Origin of the sequence: Halomonas lysinitropha, assembly GCF_902500215.1 — a bacterium.
GTDB lineage: Bacteria > Pseudomonadota > Gammaproteobacteria > Pseudomonadales > Halomonadaceae > Halomonas > Halomonas lysinitropha.
The window spans coordinates 380,047-397,302 of record NZ_CABVOU010000027.1; the positions used below are offsets into that span (position 1 = coordinate 380,047).

20 protein-coding genes are annotated in these 17,256 nt (G+C 63.5%); 11 read left to right on the forward strand and 9 right to left on the reverse strand.

Annotated features, from left to right (window positions below):
• Window positions 1-26 precede the first annotated feature (26 nt).
• On the forward strand, window positions 27-1,454 hold the full coding sequence (locus HALO32_RS06265) for an aminotransferase (RefSeq protein WP_151442909.1): 1,428 nt from the start codon (window positions 27-29) through the stop codon (window positions 1,452-1,454).
• Window positions 1,455-1,474: 20 nt separating this feature from the next.
• On the opposite strand, the gene HALO32_RS06270 is transcribed toward HALO32_RS06265, so the two are convergent.
• Window positions 1,475-2,827, reverse strand: a complete 1,353-nt coding sequence (locus tag HALO32_RS06270) for a TrkH family potassium uptake protein (protein WP_151442910.1) — start codon at window positions 2,825-2,827, stop codon at window positions 1,475-1,477.
• Window positions 2,828-3,049: 222 nt separating this feature from the next.
• Here HALO32_RS06270 and HALO32_RS06275 point away from each other — a divergent pair, with 222 nt between their 5' ends.
• Window positions 3,050-3,733 (forward strand): haloacid dehalogenase type II, encoded by a 684-nt coding sequence (locus HALO32_RS06275; protein WP_151442911.1) that lies wholly within the window; start codon window positions 3,050-3,052, stop codon window positions 3,731-3,733.
• 98 nt (window positions 3,734-3,831) lie between these two features.
• Here the strand turns inward: HALO32_RS06275 and HALO32_RS06280 are convergent, their stop codons facing one another.
• The 3 genes from HALO32_RS06280 to HALO32_RS06290 form a co-directional block, all read right to left on the reverse strand.
• Window positions 3,832-4,788: a sulfurtransferase gene (locus HALO32_RS06280; RefSeq protein WP_151442912.1), complete on the reverse strand. Its 957-nt coding sequence runs from the start codon at window positions 4,786-4,788 to the stop codon at window positions 3,832-3,834.
• A gap of 153 nt (window positions 4,789-4,941) precedes the next feature.
• The gene (locus tag HALO32_RS06285) at window positions 4,942-5,511 is read right to left on the reverse strand and encodes a carboxymuconolactone decarboxylase family protein (RefSeq protein WP_151442913.1); all 570 of its coding nucleotides are present in this window, start codon (window positions 5,509-5,511) and stop codon (window positions 4,942-4,944) included.
• Between the two features lie 86 nt (window positions 5,512-5,597).
• Window positions 5,598-6,188: a TetR/AcrR family transcriptional regulator gene (locus HALO32_RS06290; protein ID WP_151442914.1), complete on the reverse strand. Its 591-nt coding sequence runs from the start codon at window positions 6,186-6,188 to the stop codon at window positions 5,598-5,600.
• A gap of 158 nt (window positions 6,189-6,346) precedes the next feature.
• On the opposite strand from HALO32_RS06290, the gene HALO32_RS06295 reads away from it, so the two are divergent.
• The 4 genes from HALO32_RS06295 (at window position 6,347) to HALO32_RS06310 (ending at window position 10,396) form a co-directional block, all read left to right on the forward strand.
• Entirely contained in the window at window positions 6,347-8,758 is a 2,412-nt protein-coding gene (locus HALO32_RS06295) for a PqqD family peptide modification chaperone (protein ID WP_192576450.1), read from the forward strand.
• A gap of 125 nt (window positions 8,759-8,883) precedes the next feature.
• The gene (locus HALO32_RS17940; protein ID WP_192576451.1) at window positions 8,884-9,213 is read left to right on the forward strand and encodes a hypothetical protein; all 330 of its coding nucleotides are present in this window, start codon (window positions 8,884-8,886) and stop codon (window positions 9,211-9,213) included.
• Window positions 9,214-9,335: 122 nt separating this feature from the next.
• Window positions 9,336-9,911, forward strand: coding sequence for a DinB family protein (locus HALO32_RS06305; protein WP_151442916.1), 576 nt, complete (start codon window positions 9,336-9,338; stop codon window positions 9,909-9,911).
• Entirely contained in the window at window positions 9,911-10,396 is a 486-nt protein-coding gene (locus HALO32_RS06310) for a DUF302 domain-containing protein (protein WP_151442917.1), read from the forward strand. Before HALO32_RS06305 ends, HALO32_RS06310 begins: the two co-directional genes overlap by 1 nt.
• A gap of 63 nt (window positions 10,397-10,459) precedes the next feature.
• Here the strand turns inward: HALO32_RS06310 and HALO32_RS06315 are convergent, their stop codons facing one another.
• Window positions 10,460-11,062: a DUF3047 domain-containing protein gene (locus HALO32_RS06315; protein WP_225809790.1), complete on the reverse strand. Its 603-nt coding sequence runs from the start codon at window positions 11,060-11,062 to the stop codon at window positions 10,460-10,462.
• 283 nt (window positions 11,063-11,345) lie between these two features.
• Here HALO32_RS06315 and HALO32_RS06320 point away from each other — a divergent pair, with 283 nt between their 5' ends.
• Together HALO32_RS06320 and HALO32_RS06325 are read left to right on the forward strand one after the other, a co-directional pair.
• The gene (locus HALO32_RS06320; protein ID WP_151442919.1) at window positions 11,346-11,612 is read left to right on the forward strand and encodes a hypothetical protein; all 267 of its coding nucleotides are present in this window, start codon (window positions 11,346-11,348) and stop codon (window positions 11,610-11,612) included.
• A 117-nt stretch (window positions 11,613-11,729) separates the two neighbouring features.
• Entirely contained in the window at window positions 11,730-12,188 is a 459-nt protein-coding gene (locus tag HALO32_RS06325; protein ID WP_192576452.1) for a DUF302 domain-containing protein, read from the forward strand.
• Window positions 12,189-12,217: 29 nt separating this feature from the next.
• Here the strand turns inward: HALO32_RS06325 and HALO32_RS06330 are convergent, their stop codons facing one another.
• The 4 genes from HALO32_RS06330 to HALO32_RS06345 form a co-directional block, all read right to left on the reverse strand.
• Window positions 12,218-12,460, reverse strand: a complete 243-nt coding sequence (locus tag HALO32_RS06330; RefSeq protein WP_225809791.1) for a zf-HC2 domain-containing protein — start codon at window positions 12,458-12,460, stop codon at window positions 12,218-12,220.
• Window positions 12,457-13,035, reverse strand: a complete 579-nt coding sequence (locus HALO32_RS06335; protein ID WP_151442920.1) for a sigma-70 family RNA polymerase sigma factor — start codon at window positions 13,033-13,035, stop codon at window positions 12,457-12,459. The genes HALO32_RS06330 and HALO32_RS06335 overlap by 4 nt, the downstream gene beginning before the upstream one ends.
• 342 nt (window positions 13,036-13,377) lie before the next feature.
• Window positions 13,378-14,025: a TIGR04282 family arsenosugar biosynthesis glycosyltransferase gene (locus HALO32_RS06340; RefSeq protein WP_151442921.1), complete on the reverse strand. Its 648-nt coding sequence runs from the start codon at window positions 14,023-14,025 to the stop codon at window positions 13,378-13,380.
• On the reverse strand, window positions 14,015-14,719 hold the full coding sequence (locus HALO32_RS06345) for a TIGR04283 family arsenosugar biosynthesis glycosyltransferase (RefSeq protein ID WP_151442922.1): 705 nt from the start codon (window positions 14,717-14,719) through the stop codon (window positions 14,015-14,017). Before HALO32_RS06345 ends, HALO32_RS06340 begins: the two co-directional genes overlap by 11 nt.
• Before the next feature lie 192 nt (window positions 14,720-14,911).
• On the opposite strand from HALO32_RS06345, the gene HALO32_RS06350 reads away from it, so the two are divergent.
• The 3 genes from HALO32_RS06350 to HALO32_RS06360 all read left to right on the forward strand — a co-directional run bounded on the left by HALO32_RS06350 (window position 14,912) and on the right by HALO32_RS06360 (window position 17,252).
• The gene (locus HALO32_RS06350) at window positions 14,912-15,949 is read left to right on the forward strand and encodes a DUF3179 domain-containing protein (protein ID WP_151442923.1); all 1,038 of its coding nucleotides are present in this window, start codon (window positions 14,912-14,914) and stop codon (window positions 15,947-15,949) included.
• A complete protein-coding gene (locus HALO32_RS06355; protein ID WP_151442924.1) occupies window positions 15,946-16,497 on the forward strand; it encodes a hypothetical protein in 552 nt (183 codons plus the stop codon). Before HALO32_RS06350 ends, HALO32_RS06355 begins: the two co-directional genes overlap by 4 nt.
• Before the next feature lie 179 nt (window positions 16,498-16,676).
• Window positions 16,677-17,252 (forward strand): C40 family peptidase, encoded by a 576-nt coding sequence (locus HALO32_RS06360; protein ID WP_225809793.1) that lies wholly within the window; start codon window positions 16,677-16,679, stop codon window positions 17,250-17,252.
• Window positions 17,253-17,256 lie beyond the last annotated feature (4 nt).

Below are 17,256 nucleotides of genomic sequence, written 5' to 3' on the forward strand. Positions count from 1 at the left end.
GGGAGCACCACAGAAGAGAGAACACGATGAACCAGCAGCACCAGGAGCTGATCGCGCGCGACCGCAAGGTGACCTTCCACGCCTCCACCCACCTGCGCGACTTCGCCCATGGCGACGCGCCGGGCCGTGTGATCACCGGCGGCAAGGGAATCCATATCGTCGACAAGGATGGCCGCGAGTTCATCGACGGTTTCGCCGGGCTCTACTGCGTCAATATCGGCTACGGTCGCACCGAGGTGGCCGAGGCCATCTACGAGCAGGCGCTGCAGATGTCCTATTACCACACCTATGTGGGGCACTCCAACGAGCCGCAGATCGCCCTGTCGGAAAAGATCCTCGAGCTTGCCGGCCCGGGGATGTCCAAGGTCTACTACGGCATGTCCGGCAGTGATGCCAACGAGACCCAGCTCAAGATCGTGCGCTACTACAACAACGTGCGTGGCCTGCCGCAGAAGAAGAAGGTCATCTCGCGCATGCGTGGCTACCACGGGTCCGGCATCGCTTCGGGCTCGCTGACGGGCCTCAAGGCCTTCCATGACCACTTCGACCTGCCCATCGACACCATCCGCCACACCGAAGCGCCGTTCTACTACCAGCGCGCCGCGGAACTCGAGGGCATGAGCGAGCGCGAGTTCTCGAAGCACTGCGCGACCAGGCTCGAGGAGATGATCCTGGCCGAGGGGCCGGAGACCGTGGCCGCCTTCATCGGCGAGCCGGTGCTGGGTACCGGGGGCATCGTGCCGCCGCCGGAGGGCTACTGGGCCGAGATACAGGCGGTGCTGGCCAGGTATGACGTGCTGCTGATCGCCGACGAGGTGGTGTGCGGCTTCGGGCGCATCGGGGCCGATTTCGGCAGCCACGTCTACGGTATCCAGCCCGACCTGATCACCGTGGCCAAGGGCCTGACCAGCGCCTACCAGCCGCTCTCCGGTGTGATCGTCGGTGACCGCGTGTGGCAAGTGCTGGAGCAGGGCACCGGGGAATATGGCCCGATCGGCCACGGCTGGACCTACTCGGGCCACGCCCTGGGCTGCGCCGCCGGTCTGGCCAATCTGGCGATCATCGAGCGCGAGGGCCTGACCGCCAACGCCGCCGAGACCGGCGCCTACCTGCAGCAGCGGATGCAGGCCGCCTTCGCTGACCATCCCATTGTCGGCAACGTGCGTGGGGTGGGCATGCTGGCGGCCCTGGAGTTCGCCGCCGACCCGAGCCGTCGCGAGGCCTTCGACCCGGCATTGAAGGTCGGCCCGCGCATCGCCGCCGCGGCGATGCAGGAGAACCTGATCGCCCGCGCCATGCCCCAGGGCGATATCCTGGGCTTCGCACCGCCGCTGATCACTACCCGCGAGGAGGTCGACGAGATCGTCTCGCGTGTCGGGCGTGCGGTCGACGCGGTACTCGATGAGCTGGTGCGCGAGGGTATCGTCAAGGTGGCAGCGGACACGGTCGCCTGACGGCATGTTCGACCCCCGGCTCAGCCGATCTGCAACTGCGTCTTCACCGTGTCCCCCGAGGAAGCAAAGGCGGAACCGACCAGATAGGCCACCGTCAGCGGGCACACCCGACCCACGAACATCATGATCATGATGATGAACTGGCCCGCGCCTGAGAGCTCGGGGGTGAGGCCGCGCGTCAGGCCAACGGTGCCCAGCGCCGAGGTGGCCTCGAAGGCCACCGTCAGCAGATCGGCCTGTTCGGTCAGTGAGAGGGCCAGGGTGCCCATGAAAATGCCGATGACGGCCATCACCGTGACGGCGAGCGCCTTGAGCAGGGTGGTGGTGTCGATGACTTGGGCGCACAGCGTCGGTTGCCGCCGCTGACGCAGATAGGCCCAGGTGGCGGCAAGCAGGACGAACAGCGTCGTGACCTTGATCCCGCTCCCGGTGCCGTTGGCGCCCGCCCCGACGAACATCAGCAGCATCAGCACAAGGCTGGTGGGCTGGGTGAGGCTGCCGATATCGAGGCTGTTGAACCCGGCGGTCCGCGGTGTGGTGGCCTGCAGCCATGAGGCCCAGAGCTGGTCGGAGAGTGCGGGCAGCGCCGCCAGAGTGTCAGGGTTGTCGGCCTCCAGCAGGTAGAGCATTGCAGTGCCTGCAAGGCTCAGCACCAGCGTACCCAGCAGCACGACCTTTACATTGATGTCCAGCGGCCGACCGATGCGATAGTCGAGTATACCCACGATCACGATGAAGCCCAGTCCCCCGATGAGGTAGAGGGCGGGAATGACCGTGTTGATGACCGGATGCCCGGCGTAAGCCATCAGGCTGTCGGAAGAGAGGGTGAAACCGGCATTGTTGAAAGCGGAAACCGTATGGAAGAGCGACCACCAGAGTCCCTCGAGCCAGCCGTGTTCCGGCACCCAGACCAGTGCCAGGGGCACCAGCGCAATGCCCTCGATGATGAGCGCCAGCTTGATCACCTCCTTGGCCGTGCGCATCACGTCGCGCGGATGCGTGGCGTGGAGGGTGCCGCTGGCGGCCAGGTAGCGCCGGGACGTGATACGGCCACCCAGCGACAGAAGGGCCAGCACGGCGAACGTCATCAGCCCTAGTCCCCCCGCCTGCATCAGCAGGAGAATGACCAACTCGCCCCACAGCGTGAAGGTGGCCTGGGTGTCGGTGACCACCAGGCCTGTCACGGTGACGGCCGAGGTGGCCGTGAAGAGCGCATTGCGCCAGGCGAGGGCCGTGGTGGTGGCAAACGGTAGCTTGAGCAGCACCGTGCCGACGAGGATCAACGCCAGAAAGCCCGCGGCCAGCAGCAGCGGCGGGCTGATGCGCCAGGCGCGCGGTTCTCGCCGGGAAGAGGGGTCTTGCCGATGCTGCATGGCCGCGGTCCTCCATGATGATCATTGCCCGGTGTATGACATGGATAGCACCCCGCAGGCGTGTGAACGCAGCATAGGCAGGGCAGGCTGCCATCGCCACCGGCATCGTCGTGGACGCTACCGTCGTCATGAGCAGGGGATTTCTCTCGCACCGCTTGAGTCCCTTCTCACAAGGCTCCATGCTGAGAATGTTTGACCACGTTGATTCAAGGAGTTGAAAAGATGGCAACGGTACTCGCCTTCGATGTCTACGGGACCCTGATCGACACTCACGGCGTGGTTGCCGAACTCGAGCAGCGTCTGGCCGGGCAGGACCGCTCCGATCTGGCCCCGGAATTCTCGCGGCGCTGGCGCGACAAACAGCTGGAGTACAGCTTCCGGCGTGGCCTCATGGGGGCCTATGCGGATTTCTCCCTGTGCACCCGCGAGGCGCTGGAGTTCACGGACCGTGCACTTCACACCCGCTTCTCGGAGACCGACAAGGAGCACCTGATGGGGGTCTATGCCCGGCTGCCGGCCTTTCCCGAGGCCTCGACCGCCCTGGATCGCCTCGCCGAGGCGGGGGTCCGCTGTGTGGCCTTTTCCAACGGCAGCCGCGAGGCAGTCGAGGGCCTGCTGGAGCAGGCCGGGATTCGCCAGCGCTTCGAGACGGTGGTCAGCGTCGATGAGGTCAAGCGCTTCAAGCCCGACCCGGCGGTCTATGCCCATCTGCGCTACCGGCTCGAGAGCGAGCCCGGCGACACCTGGCTGGTCTCCAGCAATGCCTTCGATGTCATCGGTGCCCGCCATGCCGGCCTGCATGCCGCCTGGGTACGCCGTGTTCCGGATGCTCCCTTCGATCCTTGGGGTATCGAGCCTGATATCACGGTTTCCGACCTCGATGCCCTGGCCGAGCGCCTGGGCTAGGACGCTCTTGGGCGCGACACGCAGCGCCCGGCAAAGACGACGCCCCGCGGTGGTGAACGCCACCGCGGGGCGTCATTGGGTTTGGGGCAGGCAGGGGCCTAGTCGACGAGTTCCCCGACGCGCACGGTGCCTCGATCGGCCATCTGCACGGGACGTTCATCGTCACGAGTCCAGGCGGCCATCGAGCCGTCGTACATGGTGACGTTCTCGAGTCCGCCGATCTCGCTGAGCTGGAACCAGCCGCTGGCGGCCCAGTGGCCGGTGTTGCAGAAGGCCACCGTCGGCGCCTCGTTATCGAGTCCGAGACTGCCGATGCGGGCCTTCAGGGAATCCGGCTGCAGGTAGTAGGCCCCGTCGCGCGCCTCGAAGCTGCCATCGTGGGGCAGGTTCACGGAGTCCGGGATGGTGCCCGGCACCCGGGCGGCGGGTGACTGGGTCTCCCCCCTATAGAAGGCGGGCGGCCGGGCATCCACCAGCTGTTCACCCGCCTCACGTGCCGCCTCCACCTCCTCGGTGGTGGCCAGCAGCGATTCGCGCAGATTGCCTTCGAAGGAAGTCGCGTCCGGGGCCTTCACGGGCCCGCTGGCGACGTCGTGGCCCTGTTGCTCCCAGCCGGCGAAGCCGCCGTTGAGGATCGTTATCTCGTCGTGGCCCAGGGCCTTGAAGGTCCAGTAGATGCGGGCGGCGCTGCCGAAATCGGTGGCGCCGGTGCCGGCCGGGACCACGACCACGGTGTCGTCGTTGTCGATGCCCAGGTTCCCGATCAAGGCCTCGAGGTCCTCGACATCGGGCATCAGGCCGGCGACGCCGTCGCGATTCTCGCGCCAGCCGGCCTCCGTATAGCTGCTGTAGCGGCTGCCGGGAATGCGCGCGGCCTCGAAGCTCTTCCGGTCGCCGCCGTCATCGATGGCGGAGCGCACGTCCAGCACGATCAGATCATCGCTGCCGAGCTGCCCCTCCAACCATTGGGCATCGACCAGGGGGGAAGGGTGCAGGGCGTGGGCCGGGCCGGCCAGGACCAGGGTACCGGCCGCCAGTATCAGGGTGCGTTTCATCAGGGGGTCCTCCTCTCACAGGGATGACACGATGCTAGGCGTGCCCTCCGGGCGGGGCAATCTGGCGGCAAGAATGCTTTCTGACGTATTTATTCATTTAAAGCATAAAAAGCCGGCGCCGTTATCTCGACGCCGGTGCAAGAAGACGGGTATTCAGCCTTTCCAGGCGTGGCCGGCGAAGGCCTCGTCGACTTCCGGGTGGTTGACGTGATTGGAATAGTTGGAGAGCGTCTTGACCGCCAGGGCCAGCACGATCTGCAGTACCTGCTGCTCCTCGAAGCCGGCCGACAGGAATGCCTTGACGTCGGACTGCGTAGGCTTGCCCCGGCTCTCGAACATCACCTTGGTGAACTCGGCGAGTGCCGCCAGGCGCTCGTCGGGAATCGGCTGGTCATTGCGAATCGCCTCGGTCACCTCAGCCGGCACCTGGGACATCTTGTCGGCCAGCATGCTGTGGGCGGACATGCAGTAGCCGCAGCCATTGAGTCGGCTGATGGTCAGGAATACGACCTCCTGCTCGGGCGGAGCGAAACCAGAGTCCTCGCGGAACAGCTCGTAGCCGTGCAGGTAGGTGTCCAGTACGCCCGGTGCCTTGGCCATGCCCTCGTACATGTTGGGCACGAAGCCCAGCTTGGCGTTGGCTTGCTCGAGCAGCGGCTTGGCCTTGGCGTCGGCGTTGTCGAGCGTCTGGGGTGAGAGTTGCATTTGATAGTCGGCAGACATGGGATGTGCCTCCTGTGTTGTCGTCAGTGCTGCGGTGGCGCCATTTCTGTATTAATCGTTCCAGAAATGGCATGAAAAAGGGCCGTTCAATGTTGCAGGCCGTCCAGAAGCAGCTCGACCGATTGGCCGGCCTGTTCGGCATCGGCTCCGCTCTTCAACAGCGTCCTGAGCCCGGCCATGCCCATCGTCAGGTAGCTGGCCAGGGCGTCGGTATTCCGGCCCGGGGCGATGTCTCCCTCCGCCTGGGCCCGACTCACTGCCTCGTGGAACAGTGCCGTGATGGCGGCAATGCTGTGGCGGGCATGCTGAGAGGGCAGGCCGTCACGCTGGCCGAGTTCGCTGGCAGAGTTGAAGATCAGGCATCCCCGAGCGGCGCGATCACTGCCGGCCTCCTGCGCCGTCTCGCGGAACAGGCCCGTCAGGAAGGCCATCGCCGAGGGCGCCACCGCCAGGCGCCGACCCAGGCGCCCCACCAGGGACTCGCGATAGCGTCTCAGGGCCTCGAGGAACAGCTGCTCCTTGTTGCCGAACGCCTGGTAGAGGCTGCTGCGCGAGAGGCACATGGCCTCAAGCAGTTCCCGGGTCGAGGAACTTTCGTAGCCTCGATTCCAGAAGACCTGCATGGCGGCGTTGGCAGCCTCGTCCGGGCTGAATGCGATGGGTCGTCCTCGTGTCATGTCGTAGAATATAGTACCGATCGTTCCATAATTCAAGGCGCGACAGATCGGGTTCCGCTTGCTATCGATGTAAGGAGCGTGCGAGAGCGACGACTCAACGCGTAGATGACCACAATAACGAATAGCCCATGACGATGGCCGTACAGGAGAACTCGAGCATGACGGAGCAGCATTCGCCGACAAGACGCTTCTGGCTGGGCGGCAAGCGGGCGGCCGAGCAGGACCGGTTCTTCCGTGAGGCCCTGGAGCCTCTGGGCTGGCAACTCGGGGACGAGCATGACTGGGACGCCGGCTGGATCACCGGTATGCCGGATGCCGCACAGTTCCGGCGGGTGTCGCCGGCTCGCAGGATCAACCACTTCCCGGGCAATGCGGCACTTACCGTCAAGAGTCGTCTCCACGACAGCCTTGCCACTCTGCGCGAGCGCATCCGGGACAGCCATGGCGCCCACCATGATCTTGCCCGGCGACTGGAATTTTTCCCCCATGCCTACGTCATGCCCGGTGATTACCATGCGCTGCAGGAGGCCGCCCTGGCCAACCCCGACCAGCGCTGGATCCTCAAGCCCACCAATGCCTCCAAGGGCAAGGGTGTGCGCGTGCTGGAGGATGTCGCCGAGGCGCCGCTCGCCCAGGACTGGCTGGTACAGGAGTATGTGGCCAATCCTCACACCATTCGCGGTCACAAATATGTGCTGCGACTCTATGTGCTGATTACCTCCCTGGAGCCGCTGCGTGTCTACCTCTATCGCCAGGGCTTCGCCAAGCTGGCCTCCGAGCCCTGGGATCCCGAGGATGCCGACAACCCCTTCAGCCAGCTGACCAATCCGGACATCAACGCCTTGAACAGCAGCGCCGAGGTGCCGGTGGAGTTCATCGACCTGGAGCGATACCGGACCTGGTTGAGAGATCAGGGGCACGACGACGCTGAGCTTTTCGCGCGGATCGACGACCTGGTGGCCCTGACCGCCATCTCCGCCGTGGATGCCATGCGCAGCCGCACCGCCGAGGTCGGCGCCGATCCGCGTGGCTGCTATGAACTGCTGGGACTCGACTGCCTGGTGGACGACACCCTCAAGCCGTGGATCCTGGAGTGCAATCTCAGCCCATCGCTGGGTATCTGCGCCGCCCCGGAGACAGGAGGACGCATCGAGGAAGCGGTCAAGGGCGGGCTGGTGCGCGACATGGTCTCGCTGATCGATATCCCCGGTGAGGCACTCTCCGAAACCGCCGAGACGGAGGCTGCCGAGCAGGGCCCCGATGTCGCCGCTCGGTTGGTCGCCGAGGCCGAAGCCGAACAGGCTCGTGCCGGAGGTTTCCGTCGGCTGCTGCCGGCCGCCGATCCGGAGCGCTATCTGCCCTATTTCACCTTACCCACCTCGGCTGACCTGTTGTTGGCTGAAGGGCTGACGGGGCATTCTCTGCCGCGCCCGCGGCTGCAGCGTCGCCACGTGGTTGAACTGGTCGATGAAGAGCGCCTCGCGCTCTATGACACACGCAGCGGTCGCTACTATCGCCCCAACGACACGGCAGCCCTGACCTGGTTGCTGGCGACCGAGGGTCTGGATCCCGATGCCATCGCCGAGGAGCTGGCACGCGCCACTACCGAGGCCGGGGTACCGGCGGAGCGTACGGCACTGCGGCATGATGTGTGGAGCACCCTGCATGACTGGTGCCGTACCGGCCTGCTCTGCCAGCAGGGCCTCGTGCCGCCAGCGCTGGCGGTAGACCACGACGCCCATGATCAGACGACGCCGGTATCGCCGTCGGGGCGGGCCATGAGGCTCAGCCTGGACGGTCTCCAGTGGTCGCTGGAGGTAAGCAGCGGTCCCGCTCTGGCACGGTTGACGACATGGTTCGGCGAGCGGCTCTCGCCACTGGCCGATGAGCCGGCAAGCCGGCTGCCGCGGCTGACGGTGCTGCGCGAGTCCGGCGGCTATGCCCTGGCCGCCGACGACTGGCTGCTGGCGTCGCGACTGACCTTGGCCCAGCTGGCCCCGGTATTGACGGCGCACCTGATTCGCCAGGCGGCGATGCCCGGCCGCCCCGTGGTTGACGCTGGTCTACTGGTCACGCCGCAGGGTACCGGGGTGCTCTGCCTGCTACCCGACGAAGAGGAGAGCCGCCTGTTGATGCAGCGGCTAGTGGAGACATCGGGTGGCGTGCTGACTCGCGGCGTGCGTCTGAACCTCGCGAACCCGGAAACAGCCGAGCCGCTGGATTTCCCGCTGCCGGGCGTCACCGACGTGGACTCAAGCGAGTTGCCCGAGGCCGTGACCATTCGCGGCATGCTGCTGCCGGACGATGAGTCTGGTGCTGGTGAGGGGGCTTTCACGGCGATAGATCCGCTGGGGGCGCTTGGCGCCCTGCTGCCGAATTGCCTCACCGGCGATGGTCAGGCGCTGGATGCCCAGAGCGTGACGCTACTGAGCGACTGGCTCGCCACCCTTGCCTCGAGCGCCGTGAAATCGGGCCCGGGTGCGCCAGATGCTGACTCTCTGACCGAATGGCTGATCACTCGGGTAGAACCCGACCCCTCGCACGGTCGTCCTGCCATGGCAAAGGGATGACCCGGGGCACGAGCATACGGTGATGCCATGGCATCGCCGATGACGAAGCCGGCCCCAAGAGCCGACTTCACTGCAAGACGGCATGCCCAGCATGTCGCCCAATCTGCATCAAGGAGGTCATGAACATGACACTACAAGATGAGAAGCGTCGTAGCCTGCTGAGTCGCCTCAGTCGTCAGTTCGGCTATACGGCACCGGCACTCGCTCTGGTCGCTAGCGGTGCGGCCCTCCAGGCCGTGGCCAGCGAGACATCCCCTGAACTCGGCTATACCAATGGCCAGGAGGCGCCCCTGATGCTTGCCGAGGCTCACGCCGAGGGCGGCGCCGAAGCAGAAGGTGAAGCCGAGGGTGAAGCAGAAGGTGAAGCCGAGGGTGAAGCAGAAGGTGAAGCCGAGGGTGAAGCGGAAGGTGAGGCCGAAGGCGAAGCGGAAGGCGAGGGCGAAGCAGAGGGCTGAGCCTTTCGCTTCCCATCAGGGGAAACCAGGTCCGTCACCACGGTGGCGGCCTGGCCTCTTCCCTCTCCGCCTCAAGGCGATTCCCTTACGTAATCCACAGCTGAATTTCAAGGACATCCGTCATGACATCATCTTTATCCCGGTCGTCTCCTTCCACGGCACGCCTCGTCGAGGAGAATCTGCTGACCCTTGCCCAACTCAGGAGCATGGTCGCTGACCTTACCCCAGAAGGTTATCGGCAGGCGTTCGGCGAGCATGGTCGTCACACCCTGGGCAAGCATGTGCGTCACATCATCGATCATTATGATGCCCTCCTCGATGGTCTCGACCGAGACGCAGAGGTCATCGACTACGAGCAGCGTCGGCGCGATGAAGTCCTCGAGCAATGGCCGCAGCAAGCAGCGAGTCATCTGGCCGGCATCGAGGCCCGGCTGTTATCACTCGGCAGTGGGCCGTCGCCGGACGCCTTGTCGCTTGGCTACCCCCTGGACGACGATACGCTCACCCTGGCGTCCAGCCTGAACCGAGAGCTGGCCTTCCTGACCAGTCACAGCATTCACCACATGGCGATCATCGCCCTGTTGGCCGAACAGTCGGGCATTCATCTGCCCGAGACCTTCGGTGTGCATCCCTCCACCCTTCGCCACTGGCAGCAGGCCTCTGCCGAGCAGGCGTCCCTCTCGCGGTGGACTGCCTGATGATACGCGCAATACTGGCGACATGCCTGCTGGCGCTGAGTCTGGCCGCGCCGCTGGCCGCCGAGACCCGCTGGCCTGACCAGGGGTGGCAGGTCATACCGACCGCACAGGGCTATGACGAACTCCTGCAGGCGCTGAAGCAGGCGGTGGAGGCCGAGGGCATGTTCGTGGTCACCGAGGCCGGGCCCACCGAGGCCGCCGCGAGCCGAGGGGTCACCATCCCCGGCAATCGGGTCGTGGGCGTATTTCGCAACGACTATGCGGTGCGGATATTGCGGCTGAGCGTCCCGGCGATGATCGAAGCCCCCATGCGCTTCTATGTCACCGAAAATGATAATGGCAGCGCCACGCTCTCCTGGAAAAAGCCGACGCATCTGCTCGCGCCTTACATGGAGGCGGGCGGCAAGGAACTGGAAGCTGTCGCCCGTGAACTCGATACCCTTTTTGCCGCCATTTCGCAGCGAGCTACTGATGCATCGGAGTAGTGTCGCCCTTTCCTGGGGGGCCTGCTTGCCGCAGTTAGCCTGAGCGATCTTGCGTCTGGGGTGTCAGGGGCAGTCGGGTGGCTCAGGGCTCGCGGAAAAGGCCAGATGCGTGAACCAGGCCGTGGCATCCACCTCGGCATTATCGCCGTCGCTCATCAGGGCGAGGCCATCGATACTCTCCGGGCGACTCCCGAAAAGCCGCCGATAGTCGTCGCGAACATCTCGCACCTCTGCCACCCATTCGCCCACGCGTGTCTCGCCACTCTGCAGGGCGAGTAGCTGGGCGCGCGAGGTGAAGGCGTTGGGCCAGGCCGTGCCGGCAGGCTGGCTCGAGGCCCATACATAGTTCACCGATTCGACATGCCAGGGCAGCAGGCCCGTCTTGCGTGCTACATAGACTCTGGCCGGGTAATCGTCTCCCGATTTTTGGGTCTCGTCGAGTCCTTCATGAACCCCGGACACTTGCCAGCACCAATGGAGGTAGGGTGTCTCGCCAAGGTCGATCTCGCGTTCCAGGTATTTTGCCGAGGCCTGTTGTTGGGCACTTGCCTGAAGAAGACGAGTGTCATCCCGTTCGATCACCCGGTATTCGGTCTCGCCCTCGAAATGGCGAGTCGTCCAGGAGACGATATCGTCCGGCGAAAAATGAAGGTCATCCGCTGCCATGACAGGGCCTGCGAAAAATGTCGTCATCGTTACGAGATGGCAGAAGAAAAGAGGTCTGGCTATCGAGCTGGCTGCTTTGTTCATATCACACATCCTGCATCAGATAGATGGCGTCTTGTAAGACTGGATGGATTATCGCGTAAGGAGAATTTTATTACAATAATGAAGCAAAAATTTTCACTCTTTCTGTTTCGGTTCTGCGTAAAGATCTTGGGTTTTGTCTCACTAAGTATCAAGGCCTGATTAAAGGTCTTTTATCAGCCAGATATCATGAGGTGTTACCATGAAAACCCAAGGTTTTATGTTGGCCATAATATCCCTGATGCTAAGTGCCGGCCCCCTGATGGCGATGGATTCCGAGTTTCAGGACAAGCGCCGACAGGCACTGCATGCAGAAACCACAAGCTCGGTCCAGCAGGGGGAGGGTTCTCTGGAACGGCGACGCGAAAGACACGTCAATCAGCGTGGCGATGAGCAGCATTCTCAAGTGGATAGCGAATGGGAACAATGGGAGCTGACGCAAGAAGCTCTGCGCTACTGGTGGCGTTAATCCCCCCTTTCCTCGCCAGCTGCCCCGGACCTGAACTCCTCAGGTCCGGGGTTCTTGCCTTGTGCGCGGATCTTGGCCATTCTGAGATAACATTCGCTGAAAGAGTGAGGAAATACCATGTGGAAGACGCTGACCGGCACGGCCTTGGCTATCTTCGTGGCTATACCGCTGATGGTGCAGGCGGAAGAGCACGGCATGATGCATATCGAGGCGAAAGATGATATCGATCGCGTCGAGGAGCGCCTCCGCGATGCCATCGATGACAAGGGGTTAACGCTGATGACCGTCGTCGATCATGCCGCCAATGCGGAACGCGCAGGGCTCTCATTACCTGCGACCCGCACCTTCATCTTCGGTAATCCACAAGTGGGAACGCCGATGATGCAGTGCCAGGGAAGCATGGCGTTGGACCTGCCCCAGAAGATGGTGGTGCGGCAGACGGATGAGGGTGTCAGGCTGGAGTGGAATTCGCCACATTACCTGGCCGAGCGCCATGCCCTGGAGGAGTGCGACCTCCCGTTGGACAAGGTTGCCGATGTGCTCGAGGACGTCGCAAACGAGGCCGCAGGCCAGTAAGTTGAAGCGAGTACAGCATTGACGGGCTTTCAGCGCCCGTCATCGTCCTGTTCGGGGTCATCCTTCTTGTCGGGCTCAACCTTCGTGTCGGGGTCATGCTCCGGCACGAATTTCTCGCCAGCCTCATGGAGCAGGGTAAACTGTCTGTCACACTCTCTGCAGGCGCCGCACATGGAAAGATGTAATCTCAGGGAGATTCGCTCCTGGAACGTCAGAGGGCGGTCCTGTTTGAGGGACATCAGGCGAGTCGCCTCCTTGCACATCATCATCATGCCGTCTCCCCCTTCAGCCAGCCTTTCTCGATGCAGGCCCTGAGACGAAGCCGAGCACGGTGCAGAATCACCCAGCAGTTGTTCTCCTTGATGTCTAGCTCGCGGCAGATATCCTCGGTGGAGAGCCCCATCAGCTCGCGCAGGGAAAATACCCTGGCGGCGTTGTCCGGCAGCGCAATCATGCAGGCATCAAAGACCTGCCAGAAGTGTTCGTTCTCGAAAGTCGCCTCGGGCTCCCCCCAACTGGAAGGGCGAGCACTCTCCTGCCAGCGGCCATTCTGCTGGAACTGTCGATCGATGGCGTCGTCTTCGTCCTCATCCTCGAGGGGCTGCCAGCGTCCATGACGCTTCTGGACGCGCATGGTGTCGAGGATCTTGTACTTGAGGATGCCGAAAACCCAGGTCTCGTAACCGGATCGTCCGGCAAAGCTTTCATTCTTTTCGATGGCGGACATCATTGCCTCCTGAACGGCATCCTCGGCCTGGCTGCGATCACGTAAATGCATCAAGGCGAAGGAGACCAGACGTGGTCTTACAGCCGTAAGTCGCTGTAGCCTATCCTCTTTGTCGTTCATCAGTGAGTTCCTTATTCCCTATCCTGGTGATTGAGCAGAGTCCGGCTAAGTCTAGCAGCTGGTATCAGTCAGGACATAGGACCTCAGACGATGTGTCGTTATCCGCAGGCTTTCCTTACAGAAGTCTTACGGTGTTCAACATGCCGCGTTTCGACAATAGCTTCCGGCATTCTGCCGCTACTCCTTGCAAAGATTGTCGGCATCTCGATGCAAAGCGGAAAACGTTCGGTGGCAGTAGTGTCCGTGTCTCCTTGAATGATACGTCTCTATATGGCGTATGTCGCGAGGATTTCCTCCAACGATATATCTCCTTCCTTTTAGTGATTCGGTCGTCTTGCCCGGTTATCGGTATCGGCCGCCTGTTCTCATCATCGTGTCAGAATGATTTGCCAGTCGGTCAAGATCCTCGGGTCTATCCACATCCCAGAGTTGGGCGGGGCAGGCCAGTCGCCAACCCAGCGCATGGGCACGAGCGCGCGTCTGTTTCATGACACGGTTCGTGCCCCAGTCGATGGCCGCGAAGAGGCGCTGGTCGTTTCGACGGACCCCGACCAGCGCATAGCCGCCATCCTCGACCGGGAGGAAGACAGCGTCGGCCTCTGACAGAGCACTCTGGCAGCGCTCGAGCAGGGCCGGGGTGAGTGCCGGACAGTCGCTGCCGATCAGGAGTCCGGGCTCTTCCATGGCCTGCAGGGCCTGGAACATACGCTGCCCCAGATCACCTTCCGGCTGGGCGCGAAGCCTGATGCCGTGCCGGTCGGCCAGTTCCCTGAACACGGGATGGGCATGGTCCAGTGCCGTCCACAGGGTGATGCTGTGCGGCGAGGTTGCCGCTAGCGCAGTGTCCACCGCCTGCTGCAGCAGCCGTTCATGAAGCCGGCAGGCGCCCTCGGCACCCAGGGCCGGCATCAGGCGTGTCTTTACCTGTCCGGAAATGGGCGCCTTGGCCAGTATCGCCAGGGGGAAGTGAGCGTGAGTGTCAGCGCACATGGCGATACTCCCGGGCCAGGTCTTCCGCCGACGCCCCCCGCCAGTAGCGCCAGCGCAGCTGCCACATCAGGTGGATGGTGGCCCAGGCGCCATTCTGATCCCAGCGCCGTCCACTGCTGATCACCCTGTCCCTCAAACAGGCGGGTGGCGATAGTCGCTTGAGTCGGCGTGAGATCTCGATGTCCTCCATCAGCGGCTGGTCGGGAAAGCCATCTACCGCATCGAAGGCATCGCGTGTCATGAAGAGCGCCTGGTCGCCGGTGGCGATACCGGTCAGCCGCGAGCGCAGGTTCATGGCTGCCGCGACCACCGGCAGGATGAGATGGCGGCCCTCGAGGCGAACATCGAAGCGTCCCCAACTATGTGCCCCCGACAGGGCGCGCTCGACAAGCCGGTCGGCTCCCTTGGGCAGCCGGGTGTCGGCATGCAGGAACAGCAGGAATGGACCTCGGGCCTCGCGCGCGCCGGCATTCATCTGCCTGGATCGGCCGGGCTCTCGCACGATCACCTTTGCTGCCAGGGGAACTGCTCGGGCCACCGTATCATCGCGGCTGCCCCCATCCACTACCATCACCTCCACCTGGCCCGCTGCGCCGCCGGCCTGACACGACCGCAGTTCGGACAGCAGCGTCTCGATGGTGCCCGCCTCATTCAGTGTCGGGATGATGATGCTGAGCTTCGGTGTATCCGGCATGCCGACAATCCTCCTGATGCGCGGATCGGTGCAGTGAAGACCAGGGTCGTTTCATCGATATTGGCCTTACAGTCTGAGAACAGCGTCCAGCCGGTGCTGTAAGGCCTATTACAACGGATCGACTGAAACGTAAGGCCGCGAGTCGTCTGGCGGCGATGAAGCCTGAGTCCCCAAGGTGGAAGGAGGTGAGTGATGCATTCACGCCGCATCCTGGTCGCACTGGCCACATTGTTGCTCGCTTCGCCCCGGGTCGGGGCAGGACTTCCCACGGCAGACCCGCCCGAGATGCCCGTGGCCCATTCCCTCGCAGCCTTCCGCCAGGCTCTCCAGTCGGGAGGGCCCGGAAAGGATGGCATCCCCTCCATCGACAGTCCGAGATTCCAGTCGGCAGTGGCGGCGGAGGACGTGCTCGAGGACAACGACAAGGTGATCGGACTCTACGCCGATGGCGAGGCGCGCGCCTATCCTCAGCGGATCCTGGTCTGGCACGAGATCGTCAATGACGAGGTCGGAGGGAAAGCCATCAGCGTGACCTACTGCCCCCTGACGGGTACGGCACTGGGTTTCGAGCGTGGCGATACTCAACTCGGGGTGTCGGGAAAACTGGTCAACAGTAACCTGGTCATGTACGACCACGCCACCGACAGCGAATGGCCCCAGATCCTGGGTGTCGCCATCGACGGTCCCCTGGCCGGTCATGGCCTGGAGGAGTTCCGTGTCTTCTGGACCACCTGGGGCGCATGGAAGGCTCGCCATCCTGATACCCGAGTGCTTACCGAACAGACCGGTTACGTGCGCAACTATCAACGCGATCCCTACGGCAGCTACAACCCTCGGGGTGGCTACTACCTGCCCCAGAGTTCACGCCTTTTCCCGGTCATGGCCGGCAGTGACCGCTTTCCTCCCAAGACCGAGATATTCGGCTTCCGGACCGAAGAGGGTGCCGCGGCCATCACCCGGGATGCGCTGCGTGAAGAAACGGTGGTCGAGATGCCCCTGGGAGACAGCCACTATACGGTGGTTCACGACGCGGGCCTGGATACCGGCTGGGTCTTCCACAATCCTCGGCGTGCCGAGGTGAGCATCGACGGCCTGAGGTTCGGTCCGGAAGGCGTGACGGGTGCGGGCCTGGAGGAGTTCGAGAGGGTCAACGCCTTCGAGGCCATGTGGTTTGCCTGGACGGCCTTCTATCCCGATACCCGGGTCTACACGGGAGAGGGGATGCCATGAAAGCGATCGCCATGATGGTGGCCATGCTGGTGAAAGACCCCAGGATGCTCGCCCTGATTGTCCTGGTCACCCTGGTCTACGGCGGGCTCTATCTCTGGTTGAACGGGGATATCAGCGGCGGTGGCACGGGGGGATGGCAGGCGGCCTTCCCTGCCTGGGAGCGTGCCTTCGAGGCACGCGGTCCCTTTCAATTCGAACCTGTGGGACTGATCCAGGTCGGCACCCTGGTGTGGACCTTCAGTCCGCTCAATACGCTGCTTGCGCTGATGATGGGTGGCCTGCTGGGCCTCGCCGTGGCTGCCGGCCTGAAGGTCTGGAAGGCACCACGCCAGTGCGGCCTGAGTGCCTCGGGAGCAGGCACCCTGGCGGGCATACCCGCACTGTTGGCGGGGGGTGCCTGCTGTGCGCCTCTGGTGCTCATCTGGCTGGGGCTTCCCATCGCGGGAACCGTTGCCAGTATCTCGCCCCTTCTCGTGCCGCTGGCTCTGGTCATCCTGCTGGTCGTGCTCTGGCGCCTGGCCAAGTCGCTGACCTCATCCACCTCCTGAGTCGCTGGAGGAACAAGTCGATGTCCAACATGCTCGAGCGCTGCGGTTATGGGCTTGGTTGCTGGTTATCCTGCCCCAGGCCCTGGCATCGCCCCCTGTCGCCTGTCAACGAGGGAGTCCGAGCATGCCTCCAGCCCGGAGACGTCCTGCTGGTAGAAGGTTCCTCGAGAATCAGCACGGTGATCAAGTACCTGACGCAGTCCACCTGGTCGCATGTCGCTCTCTACGTCGGCGAGGGCGGCTGTTCCGGGTCGGCACGCTCGACCAATGGCGGTGGCTTTATCGAGGCAGACCTGGCGGAGGGGGTGCGTATCGTGGGATTCGAGGAATTCGACGGCTATCCCCTGCGTATCTGTCGTCCGGTGGGTCTGGGTCGGCAGGACCTCGAGCAGTTGATTGCCTTTGCCTGTGGGCGAGTGGGCCATCGCTATGATCTGCGCAATATCATCGACCTGGCTCGTTACTTGCTGCCACTACCCCCTGTGCCCACGCCTTGGCGGCGACACATGCTCGGGCTGGGCAGCGGCGACCCGACTCGGGCCATCTGTTCGACCCTGATCGCCGAGGCGTTCCAGTCGATTCGCTATCCGATCCTGCCGATTTCCGTCGAGGGCCAAGTGACCTTGTTGCGGCGTCGCCATCCTACCCTGTTCACCCCGCGGGATTTTGACCTGTCTCCCTGGTTCGAGGTCGTCAAGCCCCGGCTTCAGGGTGGATTCGATCACCGCGAGCTGAACTGGCATGAATCGACCTGAGCAT